Below are 23,558 nucleotides of genomic sequence, written 5' to 3'. Positions count from 1 at the left end.
CAGTAGGGTGGCTTGAATGCGAGGGATCATCCTGGCCGGCGGCGACGGGACGAGGCTGCATCCGCTGACGTTGGGCGTCAGCAAGCAGTTGCTGCCGATCTACGACAAGCCGATGGTCTACTACCCGCTGTCCACGCTGATCCTGGCGAACATCCGCGAGGTCCTGGTGATCACCCGGCCCGAGGACTCCGCCCAGTTCCAGCGGCTGCTCGGCGACGGCTCGCAGTTCGGGATGGAGATCTCGTACGCCGAACAGCCGCGGCCCGAGGGACTCGCCCAGGCTTTCCTGATCGGGGAGTCGTTCATCGGGTCCGAGCCGGTCGCGCTCGCTCTCGGCGACAACATCTTCTACGGGCCAGGGCTGGGGTTGCACCTGCAGCGGTTCAACGACGTGGATGGCGGGGTGATCTTCGCGTACCGGGTGGCGGAGCCGTCGGCGTACGGGGTGGTGGAGTTCGACGAGGACGGCAGGGCGCTGAGCATCGAGGAGAAACCCGAGCGACCGAAGAGCAAGTACGCCGTACCAGGGTTGTACTTCTACTCCAGCGACGTGGTCGACCTCGCCAAGCAGATCCAGCCGTCGCCTCGCGGCGAACTGGAGATCACGGCGATCAACGCCGTTTACCTGCAGGAGAAGAGACTGCAGGTCGAAGTACTGCCTCGCGGTACGGCCTGGCTGGACACCGGCACGGTCGAGGCCCTGATGGCGGCAGGCGAGTTTGTCCGCGCGGTGGAGACCCGGCAGGGCCAGAAGATCAGCTGCCCCGAAGAAATCGCCTGGCGCCGCGGCTTCATCGACGACGCCGCCCTCCAACGCTGCGCGAACACCCTCCCCAAGTCCGGCTACGGGGACTATCTCCTCAGCCTGCTCGAGGAGGGTCGGCACTGAACCGACGCTCTTGGTGCCGAGTGCCGAGTGCCGAGTGCCGAGTGCCGAGTGCCGAGTGGCGAGTGCCGGATGGCGGATGGTGAGTTGCGGGTGCCGGGTGCCGGGTGCCGGGTGCCGGGTGGCGAGTGCCGAGTGGCGGGTGCTGGGTGTCGGGCCGGACTTGGCGGTCGTCTTTTGACTCAGCTTGGTGCGTGGGGGGAGCGGGCGTGCGGGGTCGGAGGGCGTGGGGAGGAAATGTCGGGGGTCGGCGCTAGGGTTGCCGTCGTGGAAGCACCCCTTGCGTTGTACCGCCGGTATCGCCCGGAGACGTTCTCCGAGGTGATCGGGCAGGACCATGTCACCGTTCCGCTGCGGAACGCGCTGAGCAACAACCGGGTGAACCACGCCTACCTGTTCTCCGGTCCGCGCGGCTGCGGCAAGACCACCAGCGCCCGGATTTTGGCCCGCGCGATCAACTGCGAGAAGGGCCCGATCGCGGAGCCGTGCGGCGTCTGCAAGTCCTGCACCGACCTGGCCCGCGGCGGTCCCGGCAGCATCGACGTGATCGAGATCGACGCCGCCTCGCACGGTGGTGTCGACGACGCGCGCGACCTGCGGGAGCGAGCCTTCTTCGCGCCGGTCGAGAGCCGCTACAAGATCTACATCATCGACGAGGCGCACATGGTGACCACGCAGGGCTTCAACGCCCTGCTGAAGTTGGTCGAGGAGCCGCCGCCGCACCTCAAGTTCATCTTCGCCACCACCGAGCCCGACAAGGTGATCGGCACCATCCGGTCCCGCACCCACCACTACCCGTTCCGTCTGGTCCCGCCTAAGGCGCTCGCCGACTACATGGCGATGCTGTGCGAGGCCGAGGGCGTGACCATCGCCCCCGCCGCGCTGCCGTTGGTGGTCCGCGCGGGTGCGGGTTCGGTGCGTGATTCGCTGAGCGTGCTCGACCAGTTGATCGGCGGCGCCGACTCCGACGGGGTGACGTACAAGCTCGCGGTGCAACTTCTCGGGTTCACGCCGGACTCGTTGCTCGACGCCTGTGTGGATGGATTCGCGGCGCACGACAGCCGGGCCGTCTTCGAGACGATCGAGAAGGTGATCGAGACCGGCCAGGACCCCAAGCGCTTCGCCGAGGACCTGCTTCGCCGGTTGCGCGACTTGGTGATCCTGTCCGCGGTACCGAACGCGGTCGCCTCCGGCCTGATCGAAGCCGCCGAGGACCAGGGCGAGCGCCTCCAGACCCAGGCGGCCGGCATCGGCCCCGCCGAGCTCACCCGAGCCGCCGACATCGTCGCCGCCGGCCTGCTGGAGATGCGCGGCGCCACGGCCCCTCGCCTCCAACTGGAACTGATCTGCGCCAAGGTGCTCCTCCCCGGCGCCGACGACTCCACCAACGGCATCCAGGCCCGCCTAGACCGCATGGAACGCCGCCTAACCATCGCCACCCTCCCGGCTGGCACCACACCCCCCGCGCCTGCAGCACCACCCGCGCATCCCTCCGCGCCTCAGTCGCACGCCGCTGCGCCCCAGCAACCGCAATCCGCTGCGTCCCAGCAATCCCACGCCGCTGCGTCGCAGCAATCCCACGCCGCTGCGTCGCAGCAATCCCACGCCCCTGCGGCCCAGCAACCGCAATCCGCTGCGCTCCACCAATCGCACGCCCCTGCGGCCTCCGGCTCGCAGACCTCGGGAGCGAACCAGCCCGCAGCTTCCCAGACACCCGCCGCCGCGTCCGCTGGCACCGGCGGGTCAACTCAAGGCACTGCTTCAGGGCAGGCCGCCGCGTCGGCTGGCGGCGGGTCTGGTCACGGCGGCGCCTCAGGACACGACGGCGCGTCCGGCGGCGCCGGAGGGTCCGCTCACGGCGGAGCCTCTGCGCATGACAGCGCCTCAGCGCAAGGCGGCATGCCAGCGCAAGGCGGCGCCTCATCGCAAGGCGGCGCCTCGGCGCAAGGCGGCGTGTCAGCCGGCGCTGGCGGGTCAGCTCACGGCGGGGCGTCGGCCTCGGGCGGCGTAGCTGCCCAGTCCCACGGGCGGCAGGCGCCGGCCTCGGCGGGCGACAACACCGGGTCCCGGTCCGGGGCTTGGGGCGACGAGCCCACAGCCACCCCGGGCGGCGCGCAGGCAGCCCCCGGATCGACCGGCGGCACCGCACCCGGAGGCTCCGCGACGGGCGGCACAGCTCCGGGCGGCTTCGCGGGCGGCGCAGCTCCGGGCGGCTCTGCGGGCGGTGCGGCCGCGGGCCGCTCCGGACCAGGCGGTGCGGCAGGCTCCGCGTCGGGTGGAACAGCCTCGGGCGGCTACGCGGGAGGCGCAGCTCCGGGTGGCTCCGGGCCAGGCGGTGCAGCGGCAGGCTCCGCGGCTCAGGCTCCGAGCGCCGGTGTGACGGCCGGGGCGTCTGCTGGGGCGGTGGGGTTGGTTGATGTTCGGCGGTTGTGGCCGGAGATTCTTGAGGCGGTGAAGGCCAAGCGGCGGTTCGCGTGGATCATGCTGAGCCAGAACGCGCAGGTCATCGCAATCGACGAGCAGACCCTCACGCTCGGGCTGGTGAATGCCGGTGCGCGGGAGAGTTTCGCTCGGTCCGGCAGTGACGAGATTCTCCGTCAAGCCATGATCGACACCATCGGGCTGAACCGTCGCGTTGAGGCCGTGGTTGACCCGTCCAGTGATCCCGGTGCGGCCCCGCCCGCGGCGCCGCCTCCGCCGAGTTCACCGCCTTCTTCCTCCTGGGATGCTCCCCCCGCCGGTTCTTCCTGGGATGCTCCTCCCGCGGCCGGACCACCCTCCGGCGGATCGGGCGGCAATGCTCCTTCCGGTCGCGCGGATGCACCTAGCAGCCCTGCTCCCAACGGACAGGGCGCAACCGACGCCCACTCCGCCCCCAGTACTGCGACCGCCCCCGCCGCGAGTGGTGCCGTGGCTACCGCGGTGCAGGCGTCGGTGGTGACCGCCGGGGCGCAGGCGGTCGCAGTACAGGACGCTCCGGCGGAGAACGAGCAGGCGGATCAGCAGGCTGGGCTGCAGGCGGATCAGCAGGCTGGTGGACCGCCCGCGCCGGCGGCCAGTCCTGAGCACGTCGCCGAAAACCGCCGCGAACAAGCTGCGAGCAAGCGCCGAGCCGCCGAGGCAGCCGTCGCGGCCGAGCAGACCCGCCGCGCCGCGCAGGTTCAGGTCGACGAGGCGCCTCTCACTCCGGAGGAGGAAGCCGAGGCGATCGGCGAGGACGACGTGATCCTCGAAGAGGATTCCCGCAGCCACACCGACCTCCTCAGCGAAACCCTCGGCGCCCAAATCATCAGCGAAGAACCCAACTGACCTGGTAGCCCCGCACGTACCCCCGGGCCGGGTGTTGCCGAACCCTGCCTTGAGCCGGGTGGCGGTCTTCCCGGTGATCTTCCAGACACCGTCGGTCCGGTCGGTAGGCCGCAGGTGGCGACGGTGCTGTCCACAGGCCGCTTCGCGCCGCGGGCACGGCGCCTCGTTCTCGAATGTTTTCCTGGGGTTCATCCACAGCGGTGGACGGTGGTTGGGGATGGGTGGCGCGCTTTGTGCGACGGCAGAGGACATGATCATCCACAGGGTGTGGATAAAGGTGTCCACAAGTTGTGGAGAAGGCTTGGGAGACTCATCGGTTTCCCACGGGCGGATCCCACCGGATTGGGTTGTCCCCGAGACCGGCTAGGCTCGGGGAGCAAGTGGAACGGGAAGCAGCTCGGACGGGAGATCGCGGTGTTCGACGGTGGCGGTGCGCAGGGCGCTGGGGGCTTCGACATGTCCAACCTGCTGGCTCAGGCGCAGGCCATGCAGAGTCAGTTGATGGAGGCGCAGGCCAACCTGGAGAGCCAGGAGATCGAGGGCTCCGCGGGTGGCGGCCTGGTGACCGCGCTGGTGTCCGGGACCGGTGATCTGCTCAGCCTGACGATCAAGCCGCAGGCGGTCGACCCCGACGACACCGAGACGCTGGCCGACCTGATCGTGGCCGCGGTCCGCGACGCCTCGGAGAACGCGAAGGCGGTGGCTGCCCAGGCGATGGGCCCGCTGGCCGGTGGGCTCGGCGGCGGACTGCCCGGGATGCCCGGCTTCGGCGATGACGGCGGCTTCGGCGACGACGACAGCGACGACCCGACCGCGCCGGCGATCGACGGCCGGCCCGGAAACGACAGCCGCCCAGAAAACGACAGCCGCCCGGGGATCGGGTTCGCGAACCCTGGCGGCACGACCGGTCTGCCCGGTCAGAACCCGGGCTGACGTGTACGAAGGGGCCGTCCAGGACCTCATCGACGAGCTCGGCCGGCTCCCCGGGGTCGGTCCGAAGTCCGCACAGCGGATCGCCTTCCACCTTCTCTCCGCCGACGAGACCGACGTCCGGCGGCTGGCCCACGTGCTGGTTCAGGTCAAGGAGAAGGTCAAGTTCTGCGAGATCTGCGGCAACGTCTCGGAGGAGACGCAGTGCCGGATCTGCCGCGATCCGCGCCGCGACCTCGCGCTGATCTGCGTGGTCGAGGAGGCCAAGGACGTCGTCGCGATCGAGCGGACCCGCGAGTTCCGCGGCCGCTACCACGTCCTCGGCGGCGCGATCTCGCCGATCGAGGGGATCGGACCGGACGAGCTGCGGATCCGGGAATTGATGCAGCGGCTCGCCAGCGGAGAGGTGACCGAGATCATCCTGGCCACCGATCCGAACCTCGAAGGTGAGGCGACAGCCACCTATCTGAGCCGGTTACTCCGGCCCATGGGGTTGCGCGTCACCCGTTTGGCTAGTGGACTTCCAGTAGGCGGTGACCTCGAGTACGCCGACGAGGTCACACTCGGACGGGCGTTTGAAGGGCGACGATCGATCGATGACTGAATCAACCGATAGTCCAGTGGATATCGCGGAGCGAGCGTTGGCGACGGATTCCGAGGACCTGCTCGAGTTCGCCGAGCAGATCGCGGATCAGGTCCGGAGCTTCCTGATCTCCGTCCGCGACATCGCTGCGCAGCCCGACGAGGACGGCGTGGACGAGGGCCTGGCCTCGCTGCCGTACCTCCTGCTCGAGGTGAGCCAGTTGCTGCTGGCGGGCGGCCGGCTCGGGGCGTTCGAGGACTTCGTCCCGGAGGAGCGGTTCGAGAGCGACGCGGGCCCGGACCCGGACCTGGACGCGATGCGCAACCGGCTCGCGATCCTGTTCGAGGGCCTGGACGAGTACGCCGAGGTCTTCGACCCGTACGCCGCTCCGCCGGAGATCACCGTGAACCGGCTCTCCGACGACCTGACGGCGATCGCCACCGACCTGGTGCACGGCCTCGCGCACTACGAGGAGGGCCGGGTCGTCGAGGCGCTGTGGTGGTGGCAGTTCTCCTACGTCTCCACCTGGGGCGCGGCCGCGAGCGCAGTACTGCGGGCTATCCAGTCGCTGATCGCGCACGACCGGCTGGAGCCGGCGCACGACCCGGAGACCGAGGCGACGGACCGCGAGCTCGTCGAGGTCGCCGAGGAAGCCGTTCAGCGCCGTTGAGTAAGTTCAGCGCCGTTGAGCAAGCCAGCACTGCTGAGCAAGCCAGCGGTGCTGAGCAAGCCAGCGGTGCTGAGTAGGTTTCAGCGTCGCTGAGTGAGCAGTTCGAGCATCTCGGGCAGCTCGAAGAAGCTCGCGATGTCGAGCGCCGATCGCGTCCCCAGGGCGGGGTCGGCGCCGGCCGCGAGCAATTGGTTCACGCTGTCGGCCGACTGACGGAAGACAGCGGCGGCGAGGGCGGTCTGCCCTCGGTCGTTGACCCGCGCCGTATCGGCGCCGCGGTCGAGAAGCGCCCGGACCGTCTCCGGATGTTGGTGGTACGCCGCGAGGATGAGCAGCGTGTCGCCCGTGCTGTTGGTGAGGTTCACCGGTACTCCGGCGTCCACAGTGGCGGTCAGTTGCTCGGTCTCACCGCCGCGCGCCAGGTCGAACAGCGAACGCAGATAGTCGAGCTCGGATTCGGTCAATTCAGCCACCGTTCGATCGTAGGGCGACGTCGCCTGACACGCCCAAAACTTGAATGATTCCAGTTTATCGTGTCCGATGGGTACATGTCCGACTCGGCCACCACTCGTCTCCGTGCGGTCGGTCTGCGGGTGACCAAGCCCCGGATCGCCGTTCTGGAGCTCCTCGACACGGCTGGTTCCAGCCATGAGCACGTCACGGTCGCCGACCTGGCCGACCGGGTCAGGAACCGGCTCGGCTCGGTGTCCACCCAAGCCGTGTACGACTGTCTCGAGGCTCTGACCAGCGCCGGAATCGTCCGGCGGATCGAGCCGGCGGGACACCCCACCCGGTACGAGACGCGTGTCGGCGACAACCACCATCACCTGATCTGCCGGGCCTGTGGGCTGACCACCGACGTCGACTGCGCCGTCGGAGCCGCACCCTGCCTGGAGCCTTCGAGCCACGCCGGGTACGTCGTGGACGAGGCCGAGGTCATCTTCTGGGGCCTCTGCCCCACCTGTGCCGCCGATCGCCGTGCCGCCGATCGCCGTGCCGCCGAACGCGGTGCTGCCGATCGCGGTGCCGCCGAAGGACATCCCGAGCCCCAACCGACGTACACGAAAGGGCAGCCGTAATGACCACCGCGTCCTCCCAGCAGCCGGAGCCCGGCGCCAAGCGCCCGGTCCTGACCAACCGTCAGGGCCACCCGGTCCATGACAACCAGAACCAGCGCACAATCGGCGCCCGCGGCCCGGCCACGCTGGAGAACTACCAGTTCCTGGAGAAGATCAGCCACTTCGACCGCGAGCGCATCCCCGAGCGGGTGGTGCACGCCCGGGGTACCACCGCTTTCGGCTACTTCGAGGCGTACGGCGCCGTCGGGGACCAGCCCGCGTCCGTCTTCACCCGGGCCAAGCTGTTCCAGGAGAAGGGCAAGCGCACCGACCTGGCGATCCGGTTCTCCACCGTCGCCGGCGGCCGGGACTCCTCCGAGGTGGCCCGCGACCCGCGTGGCTTCGCGGTGAAGTTCTACACCGAGGACGGCAACTGGGACCTGGTCGGCAACAACCTGGGCGTCTTCTTCATCCGCGACGCGATCAAGTTCCCGGACTTCATCCACTCGCAGAAGCCCGACCCGGTCACCTTCGAGCGGCAGGACCCCAACCGGGCGTTCGACTTCCTCAGCCAGTCGCCCGAGGCTCTGCACATGGTCACGCTGGTTTTCGGCCCGCGGGGTATCCCGGCGAGCTACCGCACCCAGCAGGGCTTCGGCGTGAACACCTACAAGTGGGTGAACGCCCAGGGTGAGACCAAGCTGATCAAGTACCACTGGATTCCCAAACAGGGCGTGGAGTCCTACACCGCCGAGGACGCGGCCAACATCCAGGCCACCGACCTCGGCTCGCACACCCGCGACCTCTACCAGGCCATCGAGCGCGGCGACTATCCCGAGTGGGAGTTGCTGGTGCAGATGATGGACGACCACGAGCACCCGGAGCTCGACTTCGACCCGCTTGACGACACCAAGGTGTGGCCGGAGGAGGTGTTCCCGCTGCACGCCGTCGGCAAGATGGTGCTGAACCGGGCGCCGGAGAACTTCTTCGCCGAGAACGAGCAGATCGCCTTCGGTACCGGCGTACTGGTGGACGGCCTGGACTTCTCCGACGACAAGATGCTGGTCGGTCGGACGTTCAGCTACAGCGACACCCAGCGGTACCGCGTCGGCCCGAACTACCTGCAGTTGCCGGTGAACGCGGCGAAGGCGAAGGTCGCCACCAACCAGCGCGACGGCCAGATGGCGTACGGCGTCGACCTCGGCGAAGGCCAGAACCCGCACGTCAACTACGAGCCGTCCATCCTCGGCGGGCTGCGTGAGGCCGAGTACCCCGCGCATGACGAGCAGGGTCCGGAGATCACCGGCCGGCTGACCCGCAAGCGCATCCCGCGGACCAACGACTACAAGCAGGCCGGCGAGCGCTACCTGCTGTCGGAGCAGTGGGAGCGCGACGACCTGGTGGCCAACCTGGTCGACGCGCTGAGCCAGTGCGACCGCCCGATCCAGGAGCGGATGGTGTGGCACTTCCTGATGGCGGAGGACGAGTTGGGCCTGCGGGTCGGCGACGGTCTGGGGATCACCCCGGCCGACGTCAGCCACCTCGAGCCGCTGGCCACCCAGTCGCTCACCGAGGAGGAACTCAACCGCCTGGCGAACCTCGGCAAGAACGGCACGCGGGACGTCAGCGGACTGACGATGACCCACTGCGTGCCGAATAAGCGAGTCGTCGTCGAGCGCTAGCCGAGCCGCAGCCTCGCGAGGTCGCCGTCCACAGGTCCATCCGGCGAGCTCGCGAGGCGGGGCGGGACCAGGTTGAATGAACCGGGTGTCCGTTTATGAACTGATCGCCCGGCTGCCCGAGATCGACAAGGTGCGCCGGATGAGCCGCGCGCTGGCGATGCTCGACGCGGTGCTGAGCCCGGAGCCGGAGTACCGGTACTTCGGCTTCGACTCGCGGTGGTCGCCGACCGAGGAGACCGCGTTGATGCGGAACGGGTCAGGCGACGAGTACTCGATCGTCTTCTCGCCCGACGGTGCCATCGCGCAGGGCTTCGACCACGAGTCGCCGCTGTCGCCGTGGGGGCGATCGCCGGCAGAGCCGTGGCCCGGGCTCTTCATCGGAGTTCCCGACAGCCTCGCGCCGGCCCTGGACGAACCGGCCTTCCTGCATCACAACGGAGACCGCAAGGTGACCGTCTGCTTCTGGCGCACGCCCGCTGACGAGCGGTGGTTGTGCGGTCCGGTCGAGGGCGCCGACAAAGATGGCGCCGACTGGCTCTTCAAGTTGCTGGCGGAAGGGCGGCCCGAGGCGTACCTGACCTTCGCCGAGGACTACTACGAGGTCGCTCTCGAACTGGACGCGATCGCCCACGTCTATGCGCTGATGCCTCTCACCGAGGAGGTCATCACCGCCTTGAATCCAGAGGTCATGCTCAAGAACCTCAAGGACGACATCGCCGAGATCGGCTACCCGCGGCCGTAGCCGCCGCCCTGCGACGGGGCCGGTCAGTCCGGCAGCATCGGGACCGTGAGGCCCTGGTCCCGGCCGAGGAGGATGCCCCGAGTCACGGCATTGGTGCCGAACTTGTCGCGGACGTGGTCGAGGGCCGAGTCGAGTTCGTCGTTCGCGGCCTTGTCGAAGGGGAGGGCGAGTTGGACGGTCTGCTCGTTCTCGAGGTTGCCGACCGAGATGCCGACCATGGTGATGCCCTGCTTCTCGATCAGTGGCCGGGCCGCCGCCATCAGCGCCCGGGCCGTGATCAGGACGGCCCGCGTCTGACCAGTTGCCTGCGGCAACGTATGGGAGCGGGTCGCTCGGGTGAAGTCGTCGAACCGCAGGCGCAGTGTGACCGTCCGCCCGGCCCGGCCGGCCGATCGCATCCGTCGCGTCACCCGATCCACCAGCCCGGCCAGTACCGCGTCCAGCGTCTCCGGCGACTTCGGTGAGCGTCCGAGTGCGCGCTGGGACCCGATCGACCGCCGGCGTTTGCCGACCTCGATCGGCCGCGGGTCGCGGTTGTGCGCGAGCGCGTGCAGGTGCCGCCCCGAGGCCCGGCCGAGCATCGCGACCAACGCCGCCTCGGGCAGCATCGCGACGTCTCCGACCTTCGTCAGCCCGCGGTTGCGCAACTTCTCCGCCGTCACCTCGCCGACTCCCCAGAGCCGCTCAACCGCCAACGGGTGAAGGAATTCCAGTTCCTCGTCGGGTGGGACCAGCAGCAGTCCATCCGGCTTGGCGACCCCGCTCGCCACCTTCGCCAGGAACTTCGTCCGAGCCACCCCGACCGTGATCGGCAATCCCACCTGAGCCAGTACTTCGGAACGCAGCCGCCGGGCGATGTCGACCGGAGTACCGGCGATCTTGCGGAGGCCGCCGACGTCCAGGAAGGCCTCGTCGATCGACAGTCCCTCGACCAGCGGGGTGGTGTTCTCGAACACCTTGAAGACCGCCTTGCTCGCCTCGGAGTACGCCGACATCCGGGGCTGGACCACGATCGCCTGAGGGCAGCGGCGGAACGCCTGGCCGCCGTTCATCGCGGTACGCACCCCGTACGCCTTCGCCTCGTAACTGCAGGCGAGGACCACGCCGGCCCCCACGATCACCGGCCGGCCGCGCAGGCGTGGGTCGTCCCGCTGCTCGACCGACGCGTAGAACGCGTCCAGATCGGCATGCAGGATGTTCGCTTCCCCGATGGGCACGAACATATGTTCGCATAGTCTCAGCGTGACGAATAGGGAGAAATCCCGAGGCGCCGGCCAGTCCTGACAGGACAGAATGCGGTCTATGGACCTGTCGGCTTACCGTGCGCTCTGGCAGACCCGTGGCGTCTTCTCGCTCCTGACCTCGGCGGTGTTCGCCCGGATCCCGGTGATCGCCTCGCTCGTGCCGATGTCGTTCCTGGCGAAGGACGCCGCAGGCAACTTCGGCTGGGCCGGGGTCGTGGCGGGTGCCTACTCCGTCGGGATGGCCGTGGGCGGGCCGCTCTGGTCACGCCTGGCCGACCGACGCGGGGGTCGCGGGGTGGTGATCGGGACCGGGGTCGCCTGGGGTGTGGCGATGGCTGTGCTGGCCTTGCTGCCGGCCGAGTGGTACCGGCTGATGCCGCTGGTGTCCGGCGTGGCCGGTGCCTTCGTCTCCCCGGTCACCGCGACGCTGCGAGCCGCCTGGCCGCGGTTGGTCCGCGGGTCGCGGCTGCGCGCTGTCTACGCGCTGGACGCCACCGCGCAGGAGGTGCTGTTCGCGATCGGCCCGATGCTCGGGGCGCTGGTGGTCAGCTTCGCCAGCCCGCGGGCCGGAGTACTGGGTGCCGCGATTGCCGCGGGAATCTCGATCTGGTGGTTCGGGCTGCGGCAGGAGCCGGCGACTCCGCACGACGAGTCGACCGGAGCGCGACTGACCGCGCCGCAGTTGCTCTGGCACCGCTACCGGCTGCCGCTGATTCTCGCTTTCGCCTTCTCCGTCACGGCTTTCGCGTCGATCTCGCTCGGCATCGTGGCGTTCGCCGACGATCACGGGAACCGGCTGATCGCGGGGGTGCTGGAGACGGTGTGGGCCGTGGGCAGCCTGGTCGGCGGCGTGATCGTGGGCGCGCTGCCCGGGCGGCGGAAGTCGTACGTCTGGCGCCGGGCCCTGATGGTGTCGGCGGGAATGGTGGTCTGTGTCTTCGCGACGTGGTCGCCGGTCGCGCTGGGTGCCGCGCTGTTGCTGGCGGGCTGCGGGTTGGCGCCGATGGTCGGCGCTCTGTACGAGCGGCTGGGAGCGATGACGCCGGACTCCGTCCGCACCGAGGTCTTCGGCTGGATGGGCAGCGCCGGAATGGCCGGTGGCGCCGTCGGCTCCGCGATCGCGGGTGTGGTCGTCGAATCGTTCGGCGTTCGCTACGTCTGGGTGCTGGCCGCCATCCTCGTCCTCGCGGCTGCCCTGTCCCTGCTGCACGTGCCGCCGCACCGGCCGGTCGACGAGTCGGTGGAAGAGGTGGCCGTCACCGCCTAGTTCCCCGTCATCGACTCGCGCGGTGGCGGGTCGTTGCCGTCCTCGGCCGCTTGGTAGGCGGCGATCTTCCAGTCGATCACCTCGAGATCGGCCTGCAGTTGGGCCAGATCCATCGCGACGCGTTCCCGGTGGCTCCGCAACAACGCGAGCCGCCCGGCCCGCTGCTGGTCGCCGGCCCGGATCTGCTCGGCGAACTCGCGGACCTGCTCGACCGGCATCCCGGTACGCCGCAGCCGGAGCAGGACGTCGAGCAACCCGAGTGCGTCCCGGGTGAATCGCCGTCGCCCGCCGGTATCCCTCGGCAGGTCTCCGAACAACCCCTCGCGGTCGTAATACCGCAGGGTTTCCACGGGGAGGCCCGAGATCCTCGAGGCCTCCCCGATGGTGACACCGGCGTCTTGCGTCAGTTCGATCATGTCTGCAGCATGCAACCTGGAGTGCACTCCAGGTCAAGCTCCGGGATCACGCCGGTCGGTAGACGGTGTGCAGGACCCCGGTCTCGAAGGTGGTCGCCGAGACCAGCGCGAGCGGCTGGGTCTCGCCCTCGTCGAACAGCCGAACGCCGTGGCCGACCGCGATCGGGTGGACCAGCAGGTGCAGCTCGTCCAGCACTTTCGCGCGCAGCAGCGAGCGGACCAGCGTGACGCTCCCGACGACGTTGAGGTTCTTGCCCGGCGTCGACTTGATCGCGGTCAGTTCCTCGATCGGGTCGCCCTTCAGCAGGGTGGAGTTCTGCCAGCCGTCGACACTGTCGAGCGTGGTCGAGACGACGAGCTTGGCGACCTCGTTCATCTGCGTCGCCATCTCGACGTCGGCGCCCTGCTGTGGCCAGAACCCGGCGAACTCCTGCCAGGTGTTGCGGCCGAGCAGCATCGTGTCGGAGTCGGCGACCTGGGCGCCGATGACCGCGCCCATCTCGTCGTTGAAGTACGGGAAGTGCCAGGTATCGGGCGCCTCGACGACACCGTCGAGCGAGATGAACAGGCTGGCGACGATCTTCCTCATGGTGGTACTCCTGTCGTGGTCGGTGATCGTGCTTTCACCGACGCGTCGACCGGCCCGCGCCCTGCTCGACATCCCGGCGGGAAGTTTTTTCAGAGAAGTTTCCAGAGCGGGAGAAGTTCCTCCTCAGCGGCGCTCCAGGAGACCGCCGCCGGATCGCGACCGGCCAGGAACTCGTGCAGCCGGTTGAGGAAGTCCTCCCACCCGTACCCCAGTCCGGCGGCCCGCTCCTCGCCGGTCACGGCGTGCCGCAGAGTCAGCAGGGTGGTGTCGCCCTCGGATTCGAGGAGCAGTTCGACCTGTGAATTGGGCTCGGTCGGCGTGGACCAGGTGACGACCAGCCGGTGCGGCTCCTCGCAGGCCTCGATACGTAGGACCGGGATGTCCTGCGGCGTCATCGTGAGCCGGATCTCGCCGCCCAGAACGCGGTCGCCGGTGATCTCGCCGAGCCAGCGGGCGATCCGCTCGGGCTCGGTCCAGGCTGACCACAACTCCGCCGGCGTCGCGTCGTACGGGCGTCGCAGCAGCACCGTACGACGCTCGCCGGAGCGGCTGATCGCCCGCTCGGTCGGGCCGAACCAGCGACCGGGGTGGTGGGGCGGGGAAGGTCTCACGCCGGTCGGGTCAGGCATCGCCGGGCTCCTTGCGGGTGGCGCGGCGGCCGCGGCGGATCTCGGTGTCGAGGGCGTCGAGCCGGTTCGTCCAGAACCTGCGGTAGCGATCAAGCCAGGCGTCGATCTCCTGCAGTGGGCCGGTGTCGACGGAGTACAGCCGCCGGGTGCCGTCGATGGTGACGGTGGCGAAGCCGTTGTCGCGCAGTACGCGCAGGTGCTGGGAGACGGCGGGCTGGCTGATGCCGAACTCGGCGCCGATGGTGGCCGCGATGCTGCCGGCCGGTAGTTCGCCGTCGGCGAGCAGCTCCAGGATCCGGCGCCGGACCGGATCGCCGAGGATGTCGAAGGCGTGCATGCGATCGAGTATTTCAGTGATGGCTTATATAAGCAAGTGGTCCGCCGGACCGGAAGGTCTCCGGCCGGAACCTGCCGCGGCAGGGGAACCTGCAGACGGTCCACCGGGTCGCCGGACGGGTGGCCCAGCCCGTGGTCGGACGGGAGACAACGAGCGCTTCACAGCTAGAATGAGCCGAACGAACACGCCTGGTGCAGCGCCGCACGGCGTACCGCCACCAGTGGCTAGCTGCTGGGGAACCAAGCTTTGAGGAGACACAGCTGTGGGACGCGTCGTGCACAAGTACGGCGGTTCTTCGGTCGCTGACGCCGATTGCATCAAGCGTGTGGCCCAACGGATCGTCGCGACGAAGAAGGCCGGGAACGACGTGGTGGTGGTCATCTCCGCCATGGGCGACACCACCGATGAACTGATGGACCTGGCCACCCAGGTCTCCCCGCTGCCACCGCCGCGTGAGCTGGACATGCTGCTCACCTCGGGTGAGCGGATCTCCGCCGCGCTGCTGGCGATGGCGATCGCGAACCTGGGCTACGAGGCCCGCTCGTTCACCGGTTCGCAGGCCGGCGTGATCACCACCGCGGCGCACGGGAACGCGCGCATCATCGACATCACCCCGGGCCGGATCGAGGACGCGCTGGCCGAGGGCCATGTCGCGATCGTGGCCGGCTTCCAAGGCGTCGCGCAGGACACCAAGGACATCACCACGATGGGCCGCGGCGCGTCCGACACCACCGCGGTCGCGCTGGCCGCGGCGCTGGAGGCGGACTACTGCGAGATCTACACCGACGTGGACGGCATCTTCACCGCGGACCCGCGGATCGTGCCGGCCGCGAAGCAGATCCCGAGGATCTCCTACGAGGAGATGCTCGAGATGGCTGCCTGCGGCGCCAAGGTGCTGCACCTGCGCTGCGTGGAGTACGCGCGGCGCTACAACGTCCCCGTCCACGTGCGCTCCTCCTTCTCGCAGAAGGAAGGCACCTGGGTCGTCGATGCGAAGGATATTCAGAACATGGAACAGGCGATCATCTCCGGCGTTGCCCACGATCGCGGCGAGGCCAAGATCACCGTGGTCGGCGTGCCCGACAAGCCGGGCGAGGCCGCGCGCATCTTCGAGACGGTGGCCCTCGCCGAGACGAACATCGACATGATCGTCCAGAACGTCTCCGCGGTCGCCACCAACCGGACCGACATCTCCTTCACCCTGCCCCGCTCCGACGGCTCCCGGGCGATGTCCGCGCTGGCCCGGATGAAGGACGAGGTCGGCTACGAGCAACTGCTGTACGACGACCAGATCGGCAAGGTGTCGGTGATCGGCGTCGGGATGCGCTCGCACCCCGGCGTCTCGGCGAAGTTCTTCTCCGCGCTGGCCGACGCCGGCGTCAACATCGAGATGATCTCGACATCCGAAATCCGGATCTCGGTGGTTGTCGACGAGAACCTGGTGGACGCGGCCGTCACAGCGGCGCACACTGCATTCGACCTGGACGACGAGCACACCCAAGCTGTCGTGTACGGAGGAACTGGACGGTGACACCTGTGAGCGCTTCGATGGATGATCAGACCGAGGACCGGACCGGGCTCCCCTCGCTGGCGGTGGTCGGCGCCACGGGCGCTGTCGGCACGGTGATGCTCACCCTGCTCTCCACCCGGCAGAACGTCTGGGGAGAGATCCGGCTGATCGCGTCCGAGCGCTCCGCGGGCAAGAAGCTCAAGGTCCGCGGCGAGGAGGTCGAGGTCGTCGCGATCAGCGCCGAGGCCTTCGACGGCATCGACGTGGCGATGTTCGACGTGCCGGACGAGGTGTCCGCGCACTGGGCCCCGATCGCGGCCTCCAAGGGCGCCGTCGTGGTGGACAACTCCGGCGCCTTCCGGATGGACCCGGACGTGCCGCTGGTGGTGCCCGAGGTGAACGCCGAGGCGGCCCGCAACCGGCCGAAGGGGATCATCTCGAACCCCAACTGCACGACGCTGTCGATGATCGTGGCGATGGGCGCGCTGCACCACCGCTACGAGCTGGAGCAGTTGGTCGTCGCCTCGTACCAGGCTGCCTCGGGCGCCGGTCAGGAAGGCATCGACGCGCTCTACGACCAGTTGATGAAGGTGGCCGGCAACCGTGAGCTCGGTACGACGCCGGGCGACGTCCGCCGGGTGATCGGCAACGCGCTCGGCCCGTTCCCGGCGCCGCTGGCGATGAACGTGGTGCCGTGGGCCGGTTCGCTCAAGGACGACGGCTGGTCGTCGGAGGAGCTGAAGGTCCGCAACGAGTCCCGCAAGATCCTGAACCTGCCGGACCTGAAGGTCTCCGCGACCTGTGTCCGGGTCCCGGTCATCACCACCCACTCGTTGTCGGTGCACGCCCGGTTCAGCCAGGTGGTCGACGTCGACGAGGCCCGCGAGGTACTGCGGGACGCCCCCGGCGTGCTCGTCTTCGACAACCCGGCGGAGGCCGAGTTCCCCACCCCGGCGGACGTGGTCGGCACCGACCCCACCTGGGTCGGCCGGATCCGCAAGTCGCTGGACGACCCGCAGGCGCTCGAGCTGTTCGTCTGCGGCGACAACCTGCGCAAGGGCGCGGCCCTGAACACCGCGCAGATCGCCGAGGTCGTGGCCAAGGAGTTCACCCGGGCTCGCTAGATCTCTCCAGCACAAGGGCCGCTGACGCGCTGTCAGCGGCCCTTGTGCTGTCGGTCAGAGCCAGTTCTCGCGGGCCGCGTGCAGGGCGAGCTGGAAGCGGGTGCTCGCGCCGGTGCGGTTCATCAGGCGTTCCAGGTAGCGGAAGAAGGTCCGGCGGCTGATGCCCAGGGTGCGGGCGATCGTGTCGTCGGCGGCGCCGGTCGCCAGCAGGGCCAGCAGGCGGCGCTCGATCGGCTCCAGCCGGTCGTCCTCCGAGCCCACGGACGCGTGCAGGGGAAGGGCATTGCGCCAGCACAGCTCGAACATGCCGAGCAGCGCGGTCAGCAGACTGCTCGGCCGGATGATCAGCAACGACCGGTTCACGTCGGTGTCGCGCACCGACATCGACACGAACGCGATGGACCCGTCGATGATGGTCAGCTTCGCCGGAACGTCGGGAAGCACCCGCGCCTGCTCGCCGGCTTCCACGCAGGGCAGGATGTTCTCGGTCAGGTAGCCCGGCACCTCGACCGACTCGGGCGAGTACACCACCCGGTAGGAGACGCCGCGTTTGAGCTGCTCGATCTCCTCCTGGTTCGGCCCCGCGCCCAGGTAGTACGGCGGGGTGTCGATGGCGAGGATCTCCCGTTGGGCGCTGTCCTTGATCTGGTGGATCCGCTCGACGATCGCGCTGCCGGTGACCACCTCGATCAGGTGCGTGGTCGACTCGTTGTGCACGGTCCGGCGGAACTCGTCGTACGCGTTCAGCACCTCGATCCGGGCCTGCTTCAGCTCGGACTCGCGGCGCAGCGTCAGCGCCTCCAGGCCGGCGTCGGGTGGCACGGGCAGAAACCTGGAGTGGTCGGAGCCGGATCGTCGGGCCAGACCGGCCTGGACCAGTCCGCCGAGGGTGGTGTCGATCCCCGCGGCCCGGTCGGGAACCGCCTGGTCCAGTTCGGTCACCGAGGAGGGCCCGGTCCGCAGCAGGTGCTGGTAGACCCGGATCTCGTCGTCGTTCAGGCCGAGCACGCGTAAATGGTCCGCACGCTCCGTGTCGGTCGAGCTCACGACTCTCCCCTCCCTCCCGAGTGCGGTCACCGCGGGCTACCGCCGCTCCAGCGTAGAACGACAAGGAAAATGTTCTCGGTACTGTCCGTACTGCGGCGGACGCACCGAGCGATCTTTGTTGTTCTGTCAGCATTCTTGTGCCGTGTCACCATCTGGCCACCATTTCCGCGCAGTCGTGAGCGAGAATTGAGGTCCAGCAGCCCGGCGACGGACCACCTGAGCGCCGCCGGGCTGCTGTTCCAATTCTGGCCTTTGTTCGCTTTCCCGTCAGCGAACGCCGTTTCGGTTGGGTCTCGATCCCGGCGCATCGGTGCCCTCGCACTCCCGTGCCATCACCCGCTGTGCCGGAGGGTGTACAAACTGTGCAACTCCATCGTGAGGCCGAGGAGGAGGGAACCCACGTGCAGCAACCGTTGCGTCAGGTTCTGCCCAAGCGTCACAGGGCTTTCGGCCTGGGTGCGATGACCGCCGCCCTGGTCATCGTGCCGGTGAACTCGGCGAGTGCCCGGACCACCTCCGCCCAAGGTGGTCAGGGCCCCCGGGTCGCCGGTGGAACCCGGACGACGGCAGGCGAGCTTCCGTGGATGGTGAGGCTGTCCACGGGATGCGGTGCCACGACGGACACCGCTCAGCGCGAGCTGACCGCCCTGCCCAGTCCGGGTTCCGCCGGCAGCAACCTCGGCCCCGGCTTCGGCGCCGACTCCGGCCGGCTCGCCGCGGTTCCGGCGTACCGGACGGCCTGCTGCATTTTCTGAGCGACACCCGGGGCCCTCGCCGCTGTCGGCGATTGGCCTGCCGTAGCGTGTCAAATGTATATTCCAGATAACGATCGGCAGGGGAAGGCCCTGTCGGTCGGGTGGCGGCGTTTGGTAGCCCTCTGTGCGTCGCTGCTCACCCAGGAGGCACGCTGTGTCGTCGGCTACGACGCCAATCCGCTACTCTGCTTCCGGTTTGCGTGGCCCCGTCGTCGTGGACCGCGGCCACCGTCGAACTAAATCGATCGAACGGTGGTCGACCTAATTAGGCGAAGTGCGAATGACTGTTGTTCGATCTTCGATGACTACGACTGTCCCCAGAGAGGCGTCGCCTGAATGAACGCGACTAGCGTCGACGAGGAGTTCAACCCGTCGGTGCATGTGTACGAACCGCACAAGGTCGGGCTGCCGCCCCTGCGGCCCTACTTCAAGGCGCTCTGGGAGCGTCGGGAGTTCGCGGCCGAGATGTCCCGGACCGGGATCCGGGCGGCGAACACCAACACGTTCTTCGGTCAGGTGTGGCTGGTTCTGAACCCGCTGCTGCTCGCGGGCGTCTACTACCTGCTGGTGGACATCATCGCCGGCGGCGCCGCCAAGACCGATGGCGCGGAACGCTTCGCGCACATGTGTGGCGGTCTGTTCGCCTTCTACTACTTCTCGGGCGCGATGACGGCCGGTGCGGCCAGCGTGGTCGGCGGCGGCAAGTTGCTGATGAACATGTCGTTCCCCCGGATGCTGCTTCCCCTGTCGGCGCTGCGGACGGCCTTCTTCCGCTTCCTGCCGACGATGGTCGTCTACTTGGCCATCCACCTGCTGATGCGCCAGCCGCTGCACTGGGCGATGCTGCTCGCGCCGGCGTTCCTGATCATGCTGACGGTCTTCGCGGCGGGCATGGGGATGATCTTCGCCGCCCTGCAGGTGTACTTCCGCGACACCACCAGTTTCCTGCCGTACTTCGTCCGGATCTGGCTGTACCTGTCCCCGGTGCTGTGGTTCGCCGAGGACGCCCCGGCGAAGTTCAAGAGCTTCATCCAGTTCAACCCCCTGTACGCGTTGCTCGGGGGCTGGACCGACCTGCTGGTCCGCGGTGACATTCCGGAGCTGACGATGTGGCTGGGCGCGGCGGGCTGGGCGGTCGCGGCGGCCCTGGTGGGCTCGTTGTTCTTCATGTCGAGGGAGCGTGAGTTCGTTGTCCGTCTCTGAGGCCGAGAAGAAGGCGATGGAGAAGAGCCAGGGCACGCCCGCGGTCAAGGTCCAGGACGTGTCCATCACGTACCGGACCACGTTCGAGCGGGTTCCAACCTTCAAGAGCGCGCTGGTCCGGTTCGGCCGCGGCGAGCGGGCGGTCCGCGAGGTCAAGGCGGTCCAGAACGTCTCGTTCGACGTCGACCACGGCACCACGATCGGGATCATCGGCGCCAACGGTGCCGGCAAGTCCACCCTGATGCGGGCCCTGGCCGGCATCCTGCCGCCGACCGAGGGCCGGATCGAGGTGCACGGCCGGGTCAGCACGCTGCTGTCCCTCGGCGTCGGCTTCAACGCGGCACTGTCCGGCCGCGAGAACGTCGTCCTGGGCGGCCTGGCCGCGGGCCTGAGCCGCAAGGCTATCCAGGCCCGGTACGAGGAGATCGCCGAGTTCGCCGAGCTCGGGGACTTCATGGAGATGCCGATGCGGACGTACTCGTCCGGCATGTTCAGCCGGCTGGCCTTCTCGGTGGCCGTGCACATGGACCCCGACATCCTGCTGATCGACGAGGCCCTGTCGGCCGGTGACGCGTCCTTCAAGACCAAGGCCGCGGCCAAGATGAGGGAGCTGGTCGACAACAGCCGGACGATGTTCCTGGTCAGCCACGCGATGAGCAGCGTCCGGGATCTGTGCGACGACTGCATCTGGCTGCACAAGGGCAAGTTGATGATGCGCGGCGAGCCCAACGAGGTGATCGCCGCGTACACCAAGTTCCTCCAGGTCGGCGAACAGGAATCCGTCTCCCTCGAGGACCTCTGACGATGCGATCCACCCTGGCGCCGGACGTGGGCATCATCACGTCCGGCCACGACGTCGCCGACGCGCGGCTGCACAAGATCACCGCAGCCCTGCGGCAGCGGGGTCTGCGCGTCGAGCTGTGGGGTCTCGGCGACCCGGCCGGCGGGCCCGCCGGCGCGGAGATCCACGCCGGCGACCGGGGGAACCTGCTGCAGCGGCTGGCCCGGACCGCGGTACTGCCTTGGCGGACCTCCGCCAAGGTGGTCATCACGGTCGATCCGGACATGATCCCGATCACCCGTCTCGTCACCACCCTGCGCCGCCGCCGGATGGTGGCCGACGTCCACGAGGACTACGGCCGGCTGCTCGCTGACCGGGCCTGGGCCAGAGGACCGATCGGGCTGCCCGCCCGGCTGATGGTCTATGCCAGTACCCGGCTCGCCGCCGGGGCGGATCTCACCGTCGTGGCGGACTCTCACCTGGCACCGCACCAGGCCAAGCACCGGATGGTTGTGACCAACCAGCCGGTCGCTGCCTTTCTGGCCCCTTCCGGCCCGACCGGATCACCCCGGGTGGTGTACGTCGGCGACCTGCGCGAGAGCCGCGGGCTGTTCGACATGGTCGACATGATCGCGGCCGCGCCCGGCTGGTCGCTGGACCTGATCGGACCGGTCGCCGGTGCCGATCGGGAGCGGCTGGAACGACGGATCGAGGAGCCCGATGTCGCGGGCCGGGTCCGGCTGCACGGCCGCCAGCCACCGGCCGAAGCCTGGCGGATCGCCGAGGGAGCCTGGGCCGGCCTGGCGCTGCTGCAGGAGACCCCGGCCTTCGTCGAGGCGATGCCGTCCAAAATTTACGAATACCTTGCCAGCGGACTGCCGGTGCTCTCCACCCGGTTGCCCCGCCAGACGAGGATCATCGAGGAGTCCGGCGGTGGCGTCCTGATCGACAACGTCGCCGAGGCCGCGGCGACGTTGCTCCGCTGGTCGGAGGACCCCGGTGAGCTGGAGAAGTTGCGCGACTGCGCGCTCCAGTGGGCCGCGGACCACCTGCCCGCGACCACGCCGTACGACGAAATGGCCGACGCAATCCAAGACCTGCTGCGAGGAAGTGCATGAATCAGGCCCGCCCACACATGCTGTACGTCTGCTGGGGCTATCCGCCCTGCCGGGGCGGCGGTGTCTACCGCGCGCTGGCGACGGCGAACCGCTTCGCCGAACAGGGCTGGCGGGTCACCGTGCTGACCGCGGACCGCGAGACGTTCTACCGGTTCACCGGGGCCGACGAGACCCTGGAGGAGCGGATCCACCCGGACGTCGAGGTCGTCCGGGTCCCGTTCGAGTGGCCGATCCTGGAGGCCGACCTGCGCAAGTGGTCGCGGTCCCGGGCGGCGAACCCGAAGCTGTGGAGCAAGCTGCGCACCAAGCGTGACCAGATCCCCTTCCCGGAAACGGGGTACGGGCCGTGGCGCGGCACGATCGAGAAGGCGGCCGAGCGGATCCACCAGGAGAACAAGGTGGACCTGACCGTCGCGACGGCGAACCCGCACGTGGCGTTCACCGCGGCGTACCACCTGCACCAGAAGTTCAAGGTGCCGTACGTGATGGACTACCGCGACGCGTGGCTGCTGGACGTCTTCAGCGGCGACCGGCTGCACGAGCCGAACAGCCGCGCCGCCCGCTGGGAGCGCAAGTTGGTGGAGTCCGCCCAGGAGGTCTGGTTCGTCAACGACCCGATCCTCGACTGGCACAAGGACCTCTACCCCGACCACGCCGGCAAGATGCACACGGTCGCCAACGGCTTCGACCCGGACCTGGTCCCGAACACGCACGACCGCGGCGCGGTGGTCGACCGTCCGCTGGTCTTCGGCTACGTCGGAACCGTGTCGCCGAAGGTTCCGCTGGCGGACTTCGTCAAGGGCTGGCAGTTGGCCAAGGAGCGGTCCGAGGACCTGCGGGACGCGAAGGTCAAGATCCACGGATACCTGGGGTACTACGCCCAGCCGCGGGCGGACATGCTCGGCATCATCAACGCCGCCGCCGACGACGGGGTCAGTTACGAGGGCCCGGTCGGCAAGGCCGAGATCGCCAAGGCGTACGACGAGTTCGACGTGCAGTTGCTGATGCTCGGCAAGGGCCGGTACGTGACGAGTGGCAAGGTGTTCGAGTACCTGGCGACCGGGTTGCCGATCGTGTCGGTGCACGACTCGATGAACGCGGCCTCCGACGTACTGCGTGGGCACCCGCTGTGGTTCCCGGTCAAGGACATCGAGGACCCCGAGACGATCGCCGACGCGCTCGTCGAGGCGGCCCATGCGGCCCGCACGGCCGACGAGGGGATCCGGGCGAAGGCCCGCGAGTTCGGCGCCGGCTACCGGCGTGATCTGCAACTCGATCCGCGGATCGAAGCACTCGGCGGCGTCGTGAAGGTGGGGGTCTGAGATGAAGGTCGTACTCCTCAGCACCCGTCGGCTTCCCCCGACGTACTTCGACACGGTCAAGGCTGACCTGGGCGGGCGCCCGGACCTCGGTCTGGACGTCGTCGGCTGGGTCGCGCCGGCCGGACCCGTCGAAGGCCTGGTCGACAGCTTCACCCTGATCGGCCCGGGCCGCATGCCCGTCGCCACCGAGCCCGCGGTCGAGTCGGCCGCCGCGGACGCCGTACCGGCCGCCGCCGCGGACGCCGTACCGGCGCCGGTGGGCGAGGCCGCCAAGGCTCCGGCCCCCGAAGCCGTCACCGACGCCGACGCGGCAGCCGAAGCCAGCACGGTTCCCGAAGCAGTCGCCCCCAGCGACT

24 protein-coding genes are annotated in these 23,558 nt (G+C 68.9%); 17 read left to right on the top strand and 7 right to left on the bottom strand.

Annotation, left to right across the window (positions count from 1 at the left end; translation table 11 throughout):
- The first annotated feature begins 16 nt into the window (after window positions 1-16).
- The 5 genes from rfbA (at window position 17) to ABD255_RS38495 (ending at window position 6,378) form a co-directional block, all read left to right on the top strand.
- Window positions 17-889 (top strand): glucose-1-phosphate thymidylyltransferase RfbA, encoded by an 873-nt coding sequence (gene rfbA / locus ABD255_RS38515; RefSeq protein WP_344221753.1) that lies wholly within the window; start codon window positions 17-19, stop codon window positions 887-889.
- A 234-nt stretch (window positions 890-1,123) separates the two neighbouring features.
- The gene (locus tag ABD255_RS43965) at window positions 1,124-4,195 is read left to right on the top strand and encodes a DNA polymerase III subunit gamma and tau (RefSeq protein WP_425554639.1); all 3,072 of its coding nucleotides are present in this window, start codon (window positions 1,124-1,126) and stop codon (window positions 4,193-4,195) included.
- A gap of 414 nt (window positions 4,196-4,609) precedes the next feature.
- Complete coding sequence (locus tag ABD255_RS38505; RefSeq protein WP_344221752.1) at window positions 4,610-5,128, top strand: YbaB/EbfC family nucleoid-associated protein; 519 nt, start codon at window positions 4,610-4,612, stop codon at window positions 5,126-5,128.
- Between the two features lies 1 nt (window position 5,129).
- Window positions 5,130-5,729 (top strand): recombination mediator RecR, encoded by a 600-nt coding sequence (recR, locus tag ABD255_RS38500; RefSeq protein ID WP_020391097.1) that lies wholly within the window; start codon window positions 5,130-5,132, stop codon window positions 5,727-5,729.
- The gene (locus ABD255_RS38495; RefSeq protein WP_344221751.1) at window positions 5,722-6,378 is read left to right on the top strand and encodes a DUF5063 domain-containing protein; all 657 of its coding nucleotides are present in this window, start codon (window positions 5,722-5,724) and stop codon (window positions 6,376-6,378) included. The genes recR and ABD255_RS38495 overlap by 8 nt, the downstream gene beginning before the upstream one ends.
- An 80-nt stretch (window positions 6,379-6,458) precedes the next feature.
- Here ABD255_RS38495 and ABD255_RS38490 read toward each other — a convergent pair whose 3' ends face one another.
- Window positions 6,459-6,851, bottom strand: a complete 393-nt coding sequence (locus ABD255_RS38490) for an ankyrin repeat domain-containing protein (RefSeq protein WP_344221750.1) — start codon at window positions 6,849-6,851, stop codon at window positions 6,459-6,461.
- 75 nt (window positions 6,852-6,926) lie between these two features.
- Between ABD255_RS38490 and ABD255_RS38485 the strand changes: the two genes are divergently transcribed.
- The 3 genes from ABD255_RS38485 (at window position 6,927) to ABD255_RS38475 (ending at window position 9,860) form a co-directional block, all read left to right on the top strand.
- Entirely contained in the window at window positions 6,927-7,457 is a 531-nt protein-coding gene (locus tag ABD255_RS38485) for a Fur family transcriptional regulator (RefSeq protein WP_344221749.1), read from the top strand.
- Window positions 7,457-9,118, top strand: a complete 1,662-nt coding sequence (locus ABD255_RS38480) for a catalase (RefSeq protein WP_344221748.1) — start codon at window positions 7,457-7,459, stop codon at window positions 9,116-9,118. Before ABD255_RS38485 ends, ABD255_RS38480 begins: the two co-directional genes overlap by 1 nt.
- 85 nt (window positions 9,119-9,203) lie before the next feature.
- Window positions 9,204-9,860, top strand: a complete 657-nt coding sequence (locus ABD255_RS38475; RefSeq protein ID WP_344221747.1) for a hypothetical protein — start codon at window positions 9,204-9,206, stop codon at window positions 9,858-9,860.
- Window positions 9,861-9,883: 23 nt separating this feature from the next.
- Here ABD255_RS38475 and dinB read toward each other — a convergent pair whose 3' ends face one another.
- Complete coding sequence (gene dinB / locus ABD255_RS38470; RefSeq protein ID WP_344221746.1) at window positions 9,884-11,083, bottom strand: DNA polymerase IV; 1,200 nt, start codon at window positions 11,081-11,083, stop codon at window positions 9,884-9,886.
- 79 nt (window positions 11,084-11,162) lie between these two features.
- Between dinB and ABD255_RS38465 the strand changes: the two genes are divergently transcribed.
- Window positions 11,163-12,371 carry an MFS transporter gene (locus ABD255_RS38465; protein ID WP_344221745.1) on the top strand — a complete coding sequence of 403 codons (1,209 nt, stop codon included), beginning with the start codon at window positions 11,163-11,165 and terminating at the stop codon, window positions 12,369-12,371.
- Here ABD255_RS38465 and ABD255_RS38460 read toward each other — a convergent pair.
- From ABD255_RS38460 to ABD255_RS38445, 4 genes are all read right to left on the bottom strand, one after another.
- Window positions 12,368-12,787, bottom strand: a complete 420-nt coding sequence (locus ABD255_RS38460) for a MerR family transcriptional regulator (protein ID WP_344221744.1) — start codon at window positions 12,785-12,787, stop codon at window positions 12,368-12,370. The genes ABD255_RS38465 and ABD255_RS38460 overlap by 4 nt on opposite strands.
- Before the next feature lie 46 nt (window positions 12,788-12,833).
- Window positions 12,834-13,376, bottom strand: coding sequence for a dihydrofolate reductase family protein (locus tag ABD255_RS38455; RefSeq protein ID WP_344221743.1), 543 nt, complete (start codon window positions 13,374-13,376; stop codon window positions 12,834-12,836).
- Between the two features lie 89 nt (window positions 13,377-13,465).
- Complete coding sequence (locus tag ABD255_RS38450) at window positions 13,466-14,005, bottom strand: SRPBCC domain-containing protein (RefSeq protein ID WP_344221742.1); 540 nt, start codon at window positions 14,003-14,005, stop codon at window positions 13,466-13,468.
- Entirely contained in the window at window positions 13,998-14,342 is a 345-nt protein-coding gene (locus tag ABD255_RS38445; protein ID WP_344221741.1) for an ArsR/SmtB family transcription factor, read from the bottom strand. The genes ABD255_RS38450 and ABD255_RS38445 overlap by 8 nt, the downstream gene beginning before the upstream one ends.
- A 262-nt stretch (window positions 14,343-14,604) precedes the next feature.
- Here ABD255_RS38445 and ABD255_RS38440 point away from each other — a divergent pair, with 262 nt between their 5' ends.
- Window positions 14,605-15,873, top strand: a complete 1,269-nt coding sequence (locus tag ABD255_RS38440) for an aspartate kinase (RefSeq protein ID WP_344221740.1) — start codon at window positions 14,605-14,607, stop codon at window positions 15,871-15,873.
- Between the two features lie 17 nt (window positions 15,874-15,890).
- Complete coding sequence (locus ABD255_RS38435; RefSeq protein ID WP_344221739.1) at window positions 15,891-16,976, top strand: aspartate-semialdehyde dehydrogenase; 1,086 nt, start codon at window positions 15,891-15,893, stop codon at window positions 16,974-16,976.
- Between the two features lie 54 nt (window positions 16,977-17,030).
- Here ABD255_RS38435 and ABD255_RS38430 read toward each other — a convergent pair whose 3' ends face one another.
- Entirely contained in the window at window positions 17,031-18,023 is a 993-nt protein-coding gene (locus ABD255_RS38430) for a helix-turn-helix domain-containing protein (RefSeq protein WP_344221738.1), read from the bottom strand.
- 461 nt (window positions 18,024-18,484) lie between these two features.
- On the opposite strand from ABD255_RS38430, the gene ABD255_RS38425 reads away from it, so the two are divergent.
- The 6 genes from ABD255_RS38425 to ABD255_RS38400 all read left to right on the top strand — a co-directional run.
- Window positions 18,485-18,778: a hypothetical protein gene (locus ABD255_RS38425; protein ID WP_344221737.1), complete on the top strand. Its 294-nt coding sequence runs from the start codon at window positions 18,485-18,487 to the stop codon at window positions 18,776-18,778.
- A gap of 336 nt (window positions 18,779-19,114) precedes the next feature.
- The gene (locus tag ABD255_RS38420) at window positions 19,115-19,981 is read left to right on the top strand and encodes an ABC transporter permease (RefSeq protein ID WP_344221736.1); all 867 of its coding nucleotides are present in this window, start codon (window positions 19,115-19,117) and stop codon (window positions 19,979-19,981) included.
- Window positions 19,968-20,783, top strand: a complete 816-nt coding sequence (locus ABD255_RS38415) for an ABC transporter ATP-binding protein (RefSeq protein WP_344221735.1) — start codon at window positions 19,968-19,970, stop codon at window positions 20,781-20,783. Before ABD255_RS38420 ends, ABD255_RS38415 begins: the two co-directional genes overlap by 14 nt.
- Before the next feature lie 2 nt (window positions 20,784-20,785).
- Window positions 20,786-21,880 (top strand): glycosyltransferase, encoded by a 1,095-nt coding sequence (locus tag ABD255_RS38410; protein ID WP_344221734.1) that lies wholly within the window; start codon window positions 20,786-20,788, stop codon window positions 21,878-21,880.
- Window positions 21,877-23,202 (top strand): glycosyltransferase, encoded by a 1,326-nt coding sequence (locus tag ABD255_RS38405; RefSeq protein ID WP_344221733.1) that lies wholly within the window; start codon window positions 21,877-21,879, stop codon window positions 23,200-23,202. The genes ABD255_RS38410 and ABD255_RS38405 overlap by 4 nt, the downstream gene beginning before the upstream one ends.
- A gap of 1 nt (window position 23,203) precedes the next feature.
- On the top strand, window positions 23,204-23,558 hold a 355-nt coding region (locus tag ABD255_RS38400), incomplete at its 3' end, for a hypothetical protein (RefSeq protein WP_344221732.1).

This window comes from Kribbella sancticallisti (genome assembly GCF_039530625.1).
GTDB classification, from domain to species: Bacteria; Actinomycetota; Actinomycetes; order Propionibacteriales; family Kribbellaceae; genus Kribbella; species Kribbella sancticallisti.
This window is presented reverse-complemented; position numbering and strand designations above follow the sequence as displayed.

Excerpts from the sequence above, each read along its gene's own strand:
- rfbA (WP_344221753.1), top strand. The coding sequence starts at position 17 with ATGCGAGGGATCATCCTGGCCGGCGGCGACGGGACGAGGCTGCATCCG.
- dinB (WP_344221746.1), bottom strand. The coding sequence starts at position 11,083 with ATGTTCGTGCCCATCGGGGAAGCGAACATCCTGCATGCCGATCTGGAC.
- ABD255_RS38480 (WP_344221748.1), top strand. The coding sequence starts at position 7,457 with ATGACCACCGCGTCCTCCCAGCAGCCGGAGCCCGGCGCCAAGCGCCCG.
- ABD255_RS38405 (WP_344221733.1), top strand. The coding sequence starts at position 21,877 with ATGAATCAGGCCCGCCCACACATGCTGTACGTCTGCTGGGGCTATCCG.
- ABD255_RS38420 (WP_344221736.1), top strand. The coding sequence starts at position 19,115 with ATGAACGCGACTAGCGTCGACGAGGAGTTCAACCCGTCGGTGCATGTG.
- ABD255_RS43965 (WP_425554639.1), top strand. The coding sequence starts at position 1,124 with ATGTCGGGGGTCGGCGCTAGGGTTGCCGTCGTGGAAGCACCCCTTGCG.
- ABD255_RS38455 (WP_344221743.1), bottom strand. The coding sequence starts at position 13,376 with ATGAGGAAGATCGTCGCCAGCCTGTTCATCTCGCTCGACGGTGTCGTC.
- ABD255_RS38465 (WP_344221745.1), top strand. The coding sequence starts at position 11,163 with ATGGACCTGTCGGCTTACCGTGCGCTCTGGCAGACCCGTGGCGTCTTC.
- ABD255_RS38485 (WP_344221749.1), top strand. The coding sequence starts at position 6,927 with ATGTCCGACTCGGCCACCACTCGTCTCCGTGCGGTCGGTCTGCGGGTG.
- ABD255_RS38460 (WP_344221744.1), bottom strand. The coding sequence starts at position 12,787 with ATGATCGAACTGACGCAAGACGCCGGTGTCACCATCGGGGAGGCCTCG.
- ABD255_RS38435 (WP_344221739.1), top strand. The coding sequence starts at position 15,891 with ATGGATGATCAGACCGAGGACCGGACCGGGCTCCCCTCGCTGGCGGTG.
- ABD255_RS38495 (WP_344221751.1), top strand. The coding sequence starts at position 5,722 with ATGACTGAATCAACCGATAGTCCAGTGGATATCGCGGAGCGAGCGTTG.
- ABD255_RS38410 (WP_344221734.1), top strand. The coding sequence starts at position 20,786 with ATGCGATCCACCCTGGCGCCGGACGTGGGCATCATCACGTCCGGCCAC.
- ABD255_RS38450 (WP_344221742.1), bottom strand. The coding sequence starts at position 14,005 with ATGCCTGACCCGACCGGCGTGAGACCTTCCCCGCCCCACCACCCCGGT.
- ABD255_RS38425 (WP_344221737.1), top strand. The coding sequence starts at position 18,485 with ATGACCGCCGCCCTGGTCATCGTGCCGGTGAACTCGGCGAGTGCCCGG.
- ABD255_RS38445 (WP_344221741.1), bottom strand. The coding sequence starts at position 14,342 with ATGCACGCCTTCGACATCCTCGGCGATCCGGTCCGGCGCCGGATCCTG.